Source organism: Enterococcus sp. DIV0176 (genome assembly GCF_050528535.1).
GTDB classification, from domain to species: Bacteria; Bacillota; Bacilli; order Lactobacillales; family Enterococcaceae; genus Enterococcus_B; species Enterococcus_B thailandicus.
On sequence record NZ_CP172879.1, the window covers coordinates 2,483,762 to 2,497,376 of the forward strand.

Sequence of the window (13,615 nt, forward strand, 5' to 3'; positions counted from 1 at the left end):
GAATCGCTCCTTCCTATACCGACAAATATTTTTGTTGTCGCAATGCTTTAACAAAACGTTGGATTTCTAATAACCAAACAGCTTCACTCATTGTTTTAGGAATGGTTAAGCGGATAACCATTTTTTCCTTTTCAACACCTAAACCTGCTTTCAACGTTGTTTCACTTAACGCCTCAAACAATTGTTCAACAGAATAGCGTTTCGTACCAACCTTACTTAGCGTGAAAATTACTGTTTCTTGTTGCTTACGCATCGTTTCTAATAAGGCACGATCACCATCCATTTTCAATTGTCCAACTGTTAATAGATAAGCAACTTCTTCAGGGTACTCACCAAAACGATCCAATAGATCATCTTCAAGCTCGTCCAACATTTCTTGTGATTCCAGCTCCCGAATCCGCTTATAGATTTCAATTTTTTGACGTTGATCTGAAACATAAGTATCTGGTAAGTAAGCATCCACACCGAGGTCGATCTCCACAGTTGTTTTTTCAACTTGATTATTTTTTCCTTGTTTACGAGCGACAGCTTCACTTAACATTTGTGAATACATATCAAAACCGACTGCATCGATAAAGCCATGCTGTTGCGCACCTAATAGATTACCAGCACCACGAATAGACAAATCACGCATCGCAATTTTAAAGCCTGATCCTAGCTCTGTAAAATCCTTGATTGCTTGCAATCGTTTTTCGCTGACTTCATTGAGAATCTTTTGTGGTTCATACATGAAGTAAGCATATGCCACTCGATTGCTTCGCCCCACTCGGCCACGTAGCTGATAAAGAGTTGATAAACCCATATAATCGGCATTTTCAACAAATAGCGTATTTGCATTTGGAATATCCACGCCTGTTTCAATAATTGTGGTCGTGACTAACACATCATATTGTCCTTCAACAAAATCAAACAACGTATTTTCTAATTGAACTTCCGTCATTTGACCATGAGCGTAACCAATTCTCGCTTCCGGAACTAACTCTTGGATTTCTTCAACCTTTTGCTCAATGGTTTCCACTCGATTATAGAGATAAAAAACTTGACCACCGCGTCCCATTTCACGATGAATCGCTTCTCGAATTGCTCCAGGATTCTTCTCCATAACATAAGTTTGAATTGGGTAACGATTTGCCGGCGGTGTTTCAATCACCGATAAATCTCGTACACCCAACATCGACATATGCAACGTTCTCGGTATTGGTGTCGCTGTTAATGTCAATACATCTACTTGCGCCCGAAGTTGTTTCAACCGTTCTTTGTGCTTCACGCCAAATCGTTGTTCTTCATCAATAATCAATAAGCCTAAGTCACTAAATTCAATATCTTTTGATAAAATACGATGCGTTCCGACAACAATGTCTACTTGTCCCGTACGCAATTGTTCAATCGTTTCTTTTTGTTGCTTTTTCGTTCGGAAACGGCTCAGCAAGCCAATATTGATTGGAAAACCTTCAAAACGTTCTAGCATCGTTTCATAATGTTGTTGTGCAAGAATGGTCGTGGGAACTAAAAATGCCACTTGTTTGCTTTCCTTCACAGCTTTAAAAGCAGCTCGCAAAGCAACTTCCGTTTTACCATATCCTACATCACCTACCAGCAGACGATCCATTGGTTTTTCTTTTTCCATATCACGCTTGATTTCCGAAGAACTACGCAGTTGGTCATCTGTTTCAGAATAAGGAAATGCTTCTTCAAATTCTTTTTGATACCCATCATCTGGCCCAAAAGCATAGCCAATCTCGGACTCTCTGGCTGCGTATAATTTGATTAGATCATCCGCGATATCTTCGATTTTAGAAGATACTTTCCGCTTGGTTTTCGTCCACTCACTACCACCCAGCTTATTGATTCGTGGAGCTTTTGATTCAGACGCAACATATTTTTGAATCAAATTCAACTGAGTGACAGGGATAAATAATTTGTCGTCATTTTGGTATAAAATCGTCATGTAATCTTGATGAACGCCATCGACTTCAAGCGTTTCCATCCCGATATATTTTCCGATCCCATGATTCGCATGAACAACATAATCGCCAGCTTTTAATTCGTTATAACTCTTTAAACGTTCTGCATTCGTAACCGTTTGGCGACGAGCTCGTTTTTTCGTTGTCTTTTGGAAAATTTCTTTTTCGGTGATGACCACGATTTTTTCTTGTGGCAATTCAAAACCATTTTGTAGTGCCCCTTCAACTAATTGCACTTGTCCGACGATTAGCTCATCATTTGCCGTTTCAATGGCTAAAATATCGTCATCGCGTAATAATTCTTCTACTTTACGAATTCGTTCCTTGGTTGGAATATAAATCATGACTGTCTGCTTTTGTTTGCGCCAACGATCAATTTCCGTTTTCAACAACGGCATTTGACCAAAAAATTGCTGCATCGTCCGATATTGAAACGAATAAATGGCGTGAAATTTCAAATTGCCCATTCCTTTTTGGAACAAAGCAAAAAAGGTTGTCGAAAACTGTTCTTTTTGAATCAATTTATGAACATCGGTAACAAAACTCTGTTCTGAAAAAACACGAAGTTCACTAATTTTTTGTGTCTGCCATTCAGCTGCTTCTCGTTCAATTTCTCGATTTGTTTCCATCATCCTTGGATAATCATCCACCATCAAGAAGCTATCAGAGTGAAAATAATCTAAAATCGTGGTTGACGTTGGATACAGCAAATCAGCGTAAAGCTTTGCCTCTTCCGTTGGTATTCCCGCTTGCCAGTTTGACAAAATTTGACCGAAATAGTCTTGTAAAAATACTTGATCGACTTTTTCAGCAGTCGTTGCTAATCTTTTTTCAAGTAATTTTTCTAACTCTTTCATTCCATGTTCCAGATCAGTTCCTGTGTAGATTTGCTCTGATGTTGGCGAAATCCAAATCTCTTCCGTTGGTCCAATAGAACGTTGTGTTTCTGCTTCAAAGTAACGCATCGAATCAATTTCAACATCAAACAACTCCACCCGTACAGGATGTTCCATCGTTAAAGGATAAATGTCAACAATACTTCCGCGAATACTAAACTCACCGGGTTTTGCAACCATTTCTTGACGTTCATATCCCATCAGGACTAATTGGAGCGGTAGATTTTCTACATCAATTTCATCGCCAATTTTCCAGTTGAGTTGTGCATCAACCCAAGCATTCTTACTCGGTAATCTTTTGTGTAATGCAGCAACTGGCAAAAGATAAATTCCTGCTTGCTTTTCCTGCAATGCATTTAATGTGGCTACTCGCTCTGCTCTTGCTTCTGGCGAAGAAAAAGCCATTTCCGCAGACAAGACTTCATCTACTGGAAATAGATGAATGTTGTCTTGATCAACGACGTGTTGCAAATCTTCCGCTAATTGATTTGCGTAATATAAATTTGGTAACAAAACGATTATATTTTTATTCGTTTTTTTGAAAACGTGGGCAATCAGTAATGTTTTAGCAGATCCTGCTAGCCCAGTAATCAATTGCCGTGGCGTATTTGCTTCTAACTGAGCCACCCATTCTTTTACTTGAGGTTCTTGACCCACTAATTGAACAATATCCATTTCGCTTCTCCTTCTTAGTTAAACTGATTCATTGTATCAATAAATGAATGCCCGTCGAGAACAAAATTGATTGCTTGAACCGATTGATGAATACTTTCTTCTATTAAAGGTTGTGTTTCTTTACTAAAAGGACTAAGCACATGTGAAACCACCGTCTTTTTACCTTCGGGTCGACCAATCCCAACTTTTACACGATTAAAAATATTCGTATCCAAGTGAGAAATGATACTTTTCATTCCATTATGTCCGCCGGCACTTCCCTTTTGGCGTAAACGAATCTTTCCGACTGCCAAATCTAAATCATCATATACAACAATTAACTCTTCTGGATAAATACCAAAATAAGTCATTAACGGTCCGACCGAACGACCTGATTCATTCATGAAAGTTTGCGGTTTTACAAGTAAAATCTTTTCTCCCTTGTAAAAGAATTCTGCAACTTCCGCTTCAAAGGTATTTTTTTTAAATGTCGCTTGATGCTCTTTTGCAAGACGATCAACAACCATAAATCCAATGTTGTGTTTTGTTTGTTCATACTTCGTTCCAGGATTACCTAATCCTACGATCATTTTCATTTATTTATTCACCTAATTCTAAAGAACACAAAATGCTGGACAGCTAATCAGCAGTCCAGTTAAAAGGTTCATTCTTCTTTTTTATTTTTAAAAACAGTATAACACATAAACAGCTGTTTCGACTAAAACAGAATGTTTAATAAATGATAAAAATATTAAAAATTTCTTCAAAACTTAATGAAATCATTGGTTTCAAGAAATAGTGAAATAACGCACATGTAAGCTTTTACATATGATACAACCTTGTTATCTGTTATATTTCCTAGTCAAATAGCGTGACAGCAAGGCTGATCCGTGTTAGCATAGTCAAGGGAAAAACAAATCAATGGAAGGATTGATACACATATGACTGCAACTGCAGAAATTAAAGATCACAAAAAAGTTATTCTTGTTGGAGACGGTGCCGTAGGTTCTAGTTATGCTTTCGCTCTAGTGACTCAAAATATCGCTCAAGAAGTTGGAATTGTAGATATTAACACAGCTAAAACTGAAGGAGACGCATTAGACTTAACTGATGCTCTTGCTTGGACACAACCTAAAAAAATCTACTCAGCTACTTATGCAGATGCACATGATGCTGACCTTGTAGTTATCACTGCTGGTGCTCCACAAAAACCAGGTGAAACTCGTTTAGATTTAGTAAATAAAAACTTAAAAATCAACCGTGACGTTGTTACACAAATCGTTGAATCAGGTTTCAATGGTATTTTCTTAGTTGCTGCTAACCCAGTTGATATCTTGACTTACTCAACTTGGAAATTCTCTGGCTTCCCTAAAGAACGCGTTATCGGTTCAGGTACATCTCTTGACTCAGCTCGTTTCCGTCAAAAGATTGCTGAATTAGTTGACGTTGATGCTCGTAACGTCCATGCTTACATCCTTGGCGAACACGGTGACTCAGAATTCCCAGTTTGGTCACACGCAAACGTTGCTGGACTACAAATTTACGAATGGGTTAAAAATAACCCAGAAGTAGATGAAGAAGCATTAGTAAATATCTTCTTCGGCGTACGCGACGCAGCTTACACAATCATTGAGAAAAAAGGCGCTACTTTCTATGGTATCGCAGTTGCATTAGCTCGTATTACTCGTGCTATCCTTGATGACGAAAATGCTGTATTACCTTTATCTGTTTACATGGAAGATCAATATGGATTAAACGACATTTATATCGGCGCACCTGCTGTTATCAATGCTCAAGGTATCCAAAAAGTTATCGAAATTCCATTATCTGATGCAGAACAAGATCGTATGAATGCTTCAGCTAAACAATTAAAAGAAATTTTAGACCAAGCATTCGCAAACTTAGAAGACTAATTGAGTGCTTCTTCGTTAAAGTGAAACTTGTAGCCGGGACAATGTATGTCTCGGCTTTTTTATTATTTTGAAATAATTATCAAAAAAGATTTTGTTTAATTTTTTCCATAATGAATATTTAAACTTCGTCTTTTTAAATAAATTATGCTATGATGAACTCGATATGCACCCTATTCTATTATTCAAGGAGTTATCGTTCTATGACAAGATCTTCCCAACACAAAAAAAAGATACACATTGGCATTCTTTCAGCACTTGGTGTTCTGTTGATATTAGTCAGCTTTTATACCTTCCGCAGTACATATTACACAAGTCACTTCTTACCTCATACTGAGATCAACGAAATTGATGTAAGTAATATGACTGTTGATCAGGCAAACAAGAAATTAAAAGACACTTACTCTAATACAACTTTAGCAATTGAAGAAAATGGTAAAGTTTGGCAAGAAATCGCTAAATCAGAATTAGGTTATCGCGATGATTTTTCAGATGATTTAAGTAAACTCTTATCCAAGCAAAACGGTTGGACTTGGGGGATGACTTATGTTTCAGCAGCTGAAAAACAAGAAATTGATCCTGTTAGTCAAGATCATTCAAAACTAGACGCTACAATCGATACGCTGACAACAAAGCTAAATGATTTAAATAGTAATCGAAAGCAAACACAAGATGCTACCATCAAAAAAACAGATGACGGCTTCGCCATTACACCTGAAGTTAACGGTGATTCAATTGACGTAGACGCAACCGTAAAAGAAATCAAAGAAGTTGCTGCTACAAATGAAAAGCAAATTGACTTGAATGACTTTAAGCAAAAAGCTAAAGTTACTGCTGACGACAAAGAGCTAAATCAACAATTAACAGCTATGAACAATATTGCTAAAGTCAAAGCAACTTATAGCATTAATGGACAAACATTCCAAATTCCTACAAACGATTTAGCTAGCTGGCTGATTTATTCAGACGGCAAAATTGATTTAGATACTGACAAAATGACGCAATATGTGACTGAGCTAGGTCAAGAATATAATACAAGTACAAATGATACCGTGTTTAACAGCACAAAACGCGGCGAAGTAAATGTCCCAACAGGAACGTACAGTTGGACCATTCAAACAGAAGATGAAGTCGCAGCTCTAAAGAAACAAATTTTAGCTGGTCAAGATTTTACTCGCTCACCGATTGTTCAAGGAAGCACAACTGCTGATCATGCTTTAATTGAAGATACTTACATTGAAGTTGATTTACAAAACCAACACATGTGGTACTACAAAGACGGCAAAGTCGCACTTGAAACAGATATCGTTTCTGGTAAACCAACAACTCAAACCCCTGCTGGTGTCTTTTACGTTTGGAACAAAGAAACCAATTCCGTTCTAAAGGGAACCAACGATGATGGCACGCCATATGCAAGTCCTGTAGATTACTGGATGCCAATCGACTGGACCGGCGTCGGAATCCATGATTCTGACTGGCAGCCGGAGTATGGTGGCGAGTTATGGAAAACTCGTGGCTCACACGGTTGTATTAATACACCACCAAGTGTCATGAAAGAATTATTTGGAATGGTCGAAGTAGGTACGCCTGTTTTGGTATTCTAATACTCAAAAAGGAGTCAACGAACAAAATGTTCGTTGACTCCTTTTTATTTTTACATTTCAGCAGAAGTAAAGACCTCTGAGACATCATCGTCGTCTTCCAATTTATCGACTAGTTTATCTAATTGTTCGCGTTGCTCATCTGTTAATGAAATCATCGTTTGGGGAAACATTGTCAATTCAGCCTGGACAAAAGTAAATCCATCTTTTTCTAATTGATCACGAACAGCTACAAAATCTTCAGGTGCTGTGTAGATTTCAAATACTTCAGCTGAAGTTTGCAGATCTTCCGCTCCAGCTTCTAGCACATCTTCAAACATTGTCTCCTCATCTACTGCTAATCCTTCACGTTGAATGACCAAATAGCCCTTACGATCAAACAAATAATTAACGGACCCCGTTTCTCCCAAAGATCCTCCATTACGTGTAAAAGCTACGCGAACATTGGTTGCTGTTCGATTTCGATTATCTGTCAACGCATGTACCAAGATCGCTACGCCACCTGGACCGTACCCTTCGTACGTAATTTCATCATAATTTGCTTCATCTGCCGCAGTTGTCGCTTTTTTGATGGCACGTTCTACATTATCATTTGGCATATTAGCCGCTTTTGCTTTGTCTACCACTAAACGTAGTGCAGGATTCATTGTAGGATCAGGCCCACCTGATTTTGCTGCCATATAGATTTCTCGTGAAAGTTTTTGAAAAATTTTACCACGTTTTGCATCTTGGGCATTTTTTCTTCCTTGAATATTGTGCCATTTACTGTGTCCTGACATTTCTACTCCTCCTTTATGTTCACACTAATCATTTTAGACCCTCTGACAAAAAAAGCAATCTTCCAAATTTACAATTTCTTTTTCCAGCCTTTCACCAAAATACACAATAAAACAGCCGTCAATGCACCCATTGAGTCAAGCATCACATCTTGAAACATTGGCGATCTACCACCGGTCATCATTTGATGAAACTCATCTAGACCAGCATATCCTGTCGCCGATAACCATGCTAAAATTCCTGTTAACCACCAAATTTTTAGCTTAGGAAACACACCTAAGAACAAGCTACCCCCCAGAATAAAATATGTTCCAAAATGAGCTGCTTTTCGGATAAAAAACTCTACAAATTTGAAATAGCCTAAATGCTCAATACTCACTTCGCTTCCGCCATAATCAAAGCGAATCGTTGCGAATGTTTCTTTAAATGGCTGTGAAGAAAGCCAGCCTTCTAATCTGGAAACTTGTGACTGCTCTACATACGTTTGCGATGAACTATAAAATAATACAGCTACAATCAGCAAAGCAATGACCAAATAAAAGTTTCCATTTTTCATTTGTTTTTGGATTGAATTCATAAGTCACCTCTCCTACTTATCTTAGCTTTTTTTTTCGGAAACGACAATCTAAAAAAAGACTTCTTCTACTAGATAATGCTATACTAAATGTTGAACAAAAAATTGAAGGGAGATTTTTTATGAACTATTCATTAAACTGGGATCTTGACTCCATTTTTTCTGGGGGAAGCAATTCTTTAGCCTTAAATGAGCGTATGACTGAGCTTGAATCACAGATGGAAAACTATTATCAATTAGTTGGGAATTGGGAATTCACACCAGAAGACTTTGAACAACTACAAACCATTTTACAATTACAAGCAAAAATTTCTGATGGATTCACTCAATGTGACAGCTACATCACTGCACTATTATCTGCAAATGTAAACGATTCACAAGCGAAAATTTTATCTGGAAAACTTTATGCACTTCTTCCTCGACTACAGTCAGCAGAAACTGTCCTTTCGACAAAATTTGCAAAAATAAATGAAGAACACTGGCAAACACTAATCACAAATTCTAATTTTCAACTACTTGCGTTTCGTTTAAATGAACTTCGTCGTGATGGTGCGCAATTATTATCAGAATCCGAAGAAAATATTATCAATACTTTATCACTTGATGGGCTAAACGCTTGGAGTAGTCACTACGATACCATCGTTGCCAGCATCAAGATTCCTTTTACTCAAAACGGTGAAACAGTTGAACTTTCCGCTGGACAAGCATTCAATAAAATGATGAGTGATCCTGATCAAGAAATTCGTAAAACATTATTTGTTGCTTGGGAAACAGCATGGAAAGAAAAAGCACCCCTATTTGGCGATACACTAAATCATTTAGATGGTTTCCGTCTCTCTACTTATAAGCTTCACGGCATTACTGATTATCTGCAAAAACCGTTAGAATACAATCGCTTGAAAAAAGAAACTCTTGATGTTATGTGGTCAACGATTGAGAAAAACAAACAACCTTTAGCAGACTATTTGACCCGAAAAGCAAATCTTTTTGGCAAAGAAAAAATGGAATGGCAAGATCAAGATGCACCAATCATTTTAGGCGACCTAGAAGAAAAAACATTTACCTTTGATGAAGCTGCGGCGTTTATCGTCGAAAACTTTAAAAAATTCAGTCCTAAAATGGCTGACTTTGCTCAATCAGCATTTGAAAAAAGTTGGATTGAAGCGGAAGATCGTCCAGGAAAACGCCCAGGTGGTTACTGTACTGAATTACCTGAAACAAAAGAATCAAGAATTTTCATGACTTATAGCAATTCTGTAAATGAGGTTGCTACCTTAGCACATGAACTTGGTCATGCCTTTCACAGTAGTACAATGTGGGATCTTCCTTCATTAAACCGTGAATATGCTATGAATGTAGCAGAAACTGCTAGTACTTTTGCAGAACTGATTGTAGCGGATGCTACCCTAAAAGCTGCAAAATCCAAAGAAGAGCAAATCAATTTACTAGATACTAAATTACAAAATGCGCTGGCCATGTTCATGAACATTCATTCACGTTTTATTTTTGAAAACAGTTTTTATACTGCTCGTCAAAAAGGATTAGTTTCTGAAGAAGAAATAACTTCGATGATGATTGACGCGCAAAAAGAGGGTTATCAAGATGCCTTGGCTAGTTACCATCCATATTTCTGGTCAGCAAAATTACATTTCTTTATTGATGATGTACCATTTTATAATTTTCCGTATACATTTGGCTATCTATTCAGTATGGGAATTTATGCTTATGCTAATCAAAAAGGCACAAATTTTGAACAAGAATACATTGATTTACTAAGAGATACAGCTTCAATGACTACAGAAGAGCTAGCTAAAAAACATCTTGGTGTTGATCTAACAAAACCAGATTTCTGGCAAGCCGGAATTGACATGGTTTTAGATGATATTCAACAATTCATGGAATTAACGGAAGAATTTGTTCAATAATTCTTTTAACACAAAAAACCTGAACGACTTTTCAATCCAAAAAGTTGTTCAGGCTTTTTATTTAAGTAAAAAAACAAAAAAGAGTTAGGCATCAGCCTAACTCTTTTATTTTTTCAATTAAAATTACATGCTAACTGCAAAGTCAGGTGCAAACCATTGAACTGAGCCAACTTTTACACTTTCACCTGGTTGAGGTGCATGGATGTATTGTCCGCCACCTAAAGCAATTGCTACGTGGTAAGTTCCACCAGCTGAACCCCAGAATAATAGGTCTCCTGCTTTAGCTTGAGAAACTGAAATTTTTGTTCCAGCTTGTTCTTGAGGAACAGTATAGCCGCCGATGTCACGACCAGTTACTTGTAAGTATACATAGCGTGTGAAACCTGAGCAGTCAAATCCTGATGGAGTTTTTCCACCCCAAACATATGGTGTACCAATATATTTGTAAGCTTCTGCTACGATAGCTGAACCATTAACAGATGATGAACCACCAGTTGATGGAGGTGTAACAGGTTTAGATGGTGTAGTTGAACCATCGTTACCAGTATTTGAGTTACCAGTATTTGAGCTTCCATTACCAGTACTTGGTGTTGTTGGTTCTTGAACTACAGGAGCTTCTGAAGAAGAATCTTCTGTTACAGGAGCTTCCGGTGTTGTTGATTCTTCAGGTGCTGAAGTTTCAGGTACTGTAGACTCTTCAGGTGTTGAAGTTTCAGGTACAGTTGATTCTTCAGGCGTTGAAGTTTCAGGTACTGTAGACTCTTCTGTTGCTGAAGATCCAGGCGTTGTTGATTCTTCTACTACTGAAGAATCAGATGTTGCTGTTTCTGAAGATTCAGATACTACAGTTGATTCAGTAGCTGTAGATTCAGAAACTGCTGTTTGTGCAGCAGCTTGAGCTTCTGCTTGTTCACGTGCTTCTTTTTCAGCTTTTTCTTGAGCAGCTTGTTGACGTGCTTGTTCTGCTAAACGTTCTTGTTCGCGAATACGAGCTTGTTCTGCTTCTGCTTCTGCTTTTTGGCGATTTAAATCAGCTTTCTTATCTTCAGCAGTTGCTTGTTCAGCAGCTAATGAAGTTTTCATTACGTTTAAGTCAGCTTGTGCAGATAAAAGATCACCTTTTTGAGCTTCTAAAGCTGCTTGGTTTTCAGCAAGTTCTTGTTGTTTTTGTTTGTTTTCAGCTTGTTTGTCTTCAACAGCTTTTTTATCTTCTTTTTGTTGTTCAATTAATTCATTGTTTGCTTTAACGATTGTTGTCATCGCATGAATACGACCAACAGCATCTGCAAATGAATCTGCATCCATTACAGCATCAATGTAATTTGAACTTGTATTTTTCACTTGTGCTTCACGCGCTTGATTTTGAATTGTATCTTGGCGTTTTTCAATACGTTCTTGTAAATCTGCAATTTCTTTTTCTAATTGTGCAGATTCATTACGTAAAGTTTCTTGTTTTGATAATAAATCTTGAGCTTGTGTGTTAATATCAGTAACTTGACTTTCCAAAGCATCAATTTTTGATTGTGCATCTAATTGTTGGTTTTGTAGGTCTGCAATTTTCTTATCTTGTTGTTGGATCTGTGAATCGAAATCATCTGCCGCGGCAGCGATCGGTGATGCTACGGCAGTTAAAGTCATTGAACAAACCATTACTGCTGATAATAAACTCTTTTTCACTCTTCATTCCTCCGACTGGCTTAATTTAATAAATATCTAAAAATATTTAAGTCTTTCTTAACGATAAGAAAATTGTACCATAGCTGTATGTCAGCGATATAATAGTTATGTTACAAAAATATTTCAAAATACATTTATAAAATGACAAAATTGTTAGAAAAGGAAATAGAAACAAAAAAAGAAATTATTCATCACTGAATAATTTCTTAAATGGAAATACAAAAATAGCAAAAATAATCATGTTCAACAGCAATGTTGGGCCTAAAAACTGGGTAATAAAATAATTCTTATTCACTATCGCAAGTTTAAAAATCAGCTGAATAATTAACGTAAATAGTTCATATCCAGTCACAAAAATAATCATACTAAAAAATTCGGTAAATATATTTGTATGAATAATTTGACTCATTGAGTACATGATAAAAACAATTAGGGGAAGTGCTACCGCATAAATACCAATTACACCAATATAATACATATCAAAAATGGCACCTAAGACGATTGTCGTAATTAACAGATATCTTTTTGAGAAGCTTAGGCTACAAAATAGTAATGCCAGAATCAAAAAATGCGCATTTGCCATGTAGACACCTTTTGTCCACTCACCTAAAACTCTAGTTACCTGCCCATCCAAAAGCATAAGAAAGAACAGGATAACAGGTAGGTAATACTTCATCGTTTCTTTTTTCAGCATAAGCTACTCATCCTCCACTAAGCGTTGGATGATTGTGACAACTGATAAGTCATACATCTGTGCATAAGGTTTGATATAAACTTCTCGATCTAAACCATTACTGTCAGGTTTAACTTTTGTAACTGTCCCGATTGACAAGTTAGCAGGTGAATTACCTCCTAAACCAGATGTCTGTACAACATCGCCTTCCTTGATGTCTGTATCACCAGTCAATTGTGTTGCAACCAACGCTTGGTTTGCTTCATCATATCCTTTGAGCAACCCAAAAGCATTCCCGTTGGCAGAATTAATTTTTACCGGAAAATGATCTGAGCTTTCATTAGCTGAAGTTAATAACTCAACTTTGGAAGAAGCTGCATTTACCTCAACTATACGTCCAACTAAACCTTTTTGTGACATAACAGCCATGTTTGGTTCGATACCATCTCTTGAACCTTTATCAACAGTCAACATGTCTTGCCAACTATCAGGTGAGCGAGTAATAACGTTGGCAGTGACTTTCTCATAACTGGTTAATGTTTGATTCAAATCAAGTTCTTTCTTCAATGACTCAATTTCTTTTTGATAATTTTTATTTTGCTGTGCTACTTCATCATAACTATCTAAACGCTCTTTTAGTCGCTCATTCTCAGAATAAGTAGAAAATAAATTATGCACAGAATTCACACCATTTCCGACCCATCTTGCTGGTGCGAAAACAGCTTTGTCAATAATAGCAACACTGTCATTGACAACAGATTGAAATATATTAGTTTTTCCTTCATTTGCTCGTTGAGCAGCCGTTACACTTAAAATCGTCACCACAATAATGACAATAATCAACGTAATAATAATATTTTTATTGGGATTGAACTTCTTCACAAAGACACCTCGAATTAATTAGACTCTTGTTTTTAATTTTAGCACTAAACACCTTGAAACAAAAGGCAAGTTACTTCTCTTA

Annotated in this window: 10 protein-coding genes; 3 read left to right on the forward strand and 7 right to left on the reverse strand. The window is 37.0% G+C overall.

The features are described 5' to 3' along the window. Window positions 1-13: 13 nt before the first annotated feature. Together mfd and pth are read right to left on the reverse strand one after the other, a co-directional pair. Complete coding sequence (mfd, locus tag IGJ66_RS11545) at window positions 14-3,535, reverse strand: transcription-repair coupling factor (protein ID WP_430616636.1); 3,522 nt, start codon at window positions 3,533-3,535, stop codon at window positions 14-16. A gap of 14 nt (window positions 3,536-3,549) precedes the next feature. Then, entirely contained in the window at window positions 3,550-4,110 is a 561-nt protein-coding gene (gene pth, locus IGJ66_RS11550; protein WP_067484716.1) for an aminoacyl-tRNA hydrolase, read from the reverse strand. 345 nt (window positions 4,111-4,455) lie between these two features. On the opposite strand from pth, the gene IGJ66_RS11555 reads away from it, so the two are divergent. Then, the gene (locus IGJ66_RS11555; RefSeq protein ID WP_067484713.1) at window positions 4,456-5,427 is read left to right on the forward strand and encodes an L-lactate dehydrogenase; all 972 of its coding nucleotides are present in this window, start codon (window positions 4,456-4,458) and stop codon (window positions 5,425-5,427) included. Between the two features lie 200 nt (window positions 5,428-5,627). After that, entirely contained in the window at window positions 5,628-7,028 is a 1,401-nt protein-coding gene (locus IGJ66_RS11560; RefSeq protein WP_067484712.1) for a L,D-transpeptidase family protein, read from the forward strand. 50 nt (window positions 7,029-7,078) lie between these two features. Here the strand turns inward: IGJ66_RS11560 and IGJ66_RS11565 are convergent, their stop codons facing one another. Beyond that, on the reverse strand, window positions 7,079-7,804 hold the full coding sequence (locus tag IGJ66_RS11565; RefSeq protein WP_067484711.1) for a YebC/PmpR family DNA-binding transcriptional regulator: 726 nt from the start codon (window positions 7,802-7,804) through the stop codon (window positions 7,079-7,081). Window positions 7,805-7,872: 68 nt separating this feature from the next. After that, window positions 7,873-8,379: a VanZ family protein gene (locus IGJ66_RS11570; protein ID WP_071869029.1), complete on the reverse strand. Its 507-nt coding sequence runs from the start codon at window positions 8,377-8,379 to the stop codon at window positions 7,873-7,875. A 119-nt stretch (window positions 8,380-8,498) separates the two neighbouring features. Between IGJ66_RS11570 and IGJ66_RS11575 the strand changes: the two genes are divergently transcribed. Further along, complete coding sequence (locus IGJ66_RS11575; RefSeq protein ID WP_067484708.1) at window positions 8,499-10,301, forward strand: M3 family oligoendopeptidase; 1,803 nt, start codon at window positions 8,499-8,501, stop codon at window positions 10,299-10,301. Window positions 10,302-10,424: 123 nt separating this feature from the next. On the opposite strand, the gene IGJ66_RS11580 is transcribed toward IGJ66_RS11575, so the two are convergent. The 3 genes from IGJ66_RS11580 to mreC form a co-directional block, all read right to left on the reverse strand. Further along, window positions 10,425-11,978: an NlpC/P60 family protein gene (locus tag IGJ66_RS11580; RefSeq protein WP_430616637.1), complete on the reverse strand. Its 1,554-nt coding sequence runs from the start codon at window positions 11,976-11,978 to the stop codon at window positions 10,425-10,427. 184 nt (window positions 11,979-12,162) lie between these two features. Further along, a complete protein-coding gene (gene mreD / locus IGJ66_RS11585) occupies window positions 12,163-12,672 on the reverse strand; it encodes a rod shape-determining protein MreD (protein WP_067484702.1) in 510 nt (169 codons plus the stop codon). A gap of 3 nt (window positions 12,673-12,675) precedes the next feature. Continuing rightward, complete coding sequence (gene mreC, locus IGJ66_RS11590) at window positions 12,676-13,533, reverse strand: rod shape-determining protein MreC (RefSeq protein WP_067484700.1); 858 nt, start codon at window positions 13,531-13,533, stop codon at window positions 12,676-12,678. Between the last annotated feature and the right edge of the window lie 82 nt (window positions 13,534-13,615).

What these genes read in the sequence shown, in the direction of transcription:
- mfd (WP_430616636.1), bottom strand. Translation starts at nt 3,535, where the DNA reads ATGGATATTGTTCAATTAGTGGGTCAAGAACCTCAAGTAAAAGAATGG.
- pth (WP_067484716.1), bottom strand. Translation starts at nt 4,110, where the DNA reads ATGAAAATGATCGTAGGATTAGGTAATCCTGGAACGAAGTATGAACAA.
- IGJ66_RS11555 (WP_067484713.1), top strand. Translation starts at nt 4,456, where the DNA reads ATGACTGCAACTGCAGAAATTAAAGATCACAAAAAAGTTATTCTTGTT.
- IGJ66_RS11560 (WP_067484712.1), top strand. Translation starts at nt 5,628, where the DNA reads ATGACAAGATCTTCCCAACACAAAAAAAAGATACACATTGGCATTCTT.
- IGJ66_RS11565 (WP_067484711.1), bottom strand. Translation starts at nt 7,804, where the DNA reads ATGTCAGGACACAGTAAATGGCACAATATTCAAGGAAGAAAAAATGCC.
- IGJ66_RS11570 (WP_071869029.1), bottom strand. Translation starts at nt 8,379, where the DNA reads ATGAATTCAATCCAAAAACAAATGAAAAATGGAAACTTTTATTTGGTC.
- IGJ66_RS11575 (WP_067484708.1), top strand. Translation starts at nt 8,499, where the DNA reads ATGAACTATTCATTAAACTGGGATCTTGACTCCATTTTTTCTGGGGGA.
- mreD (WP_067484702.1), bottom strand. Translation starts at nt 12,672, where the DNA reads ATGCTGAAAAAAGAAACGATGAAGTATTACCTACCTGTTATCCTGTTC.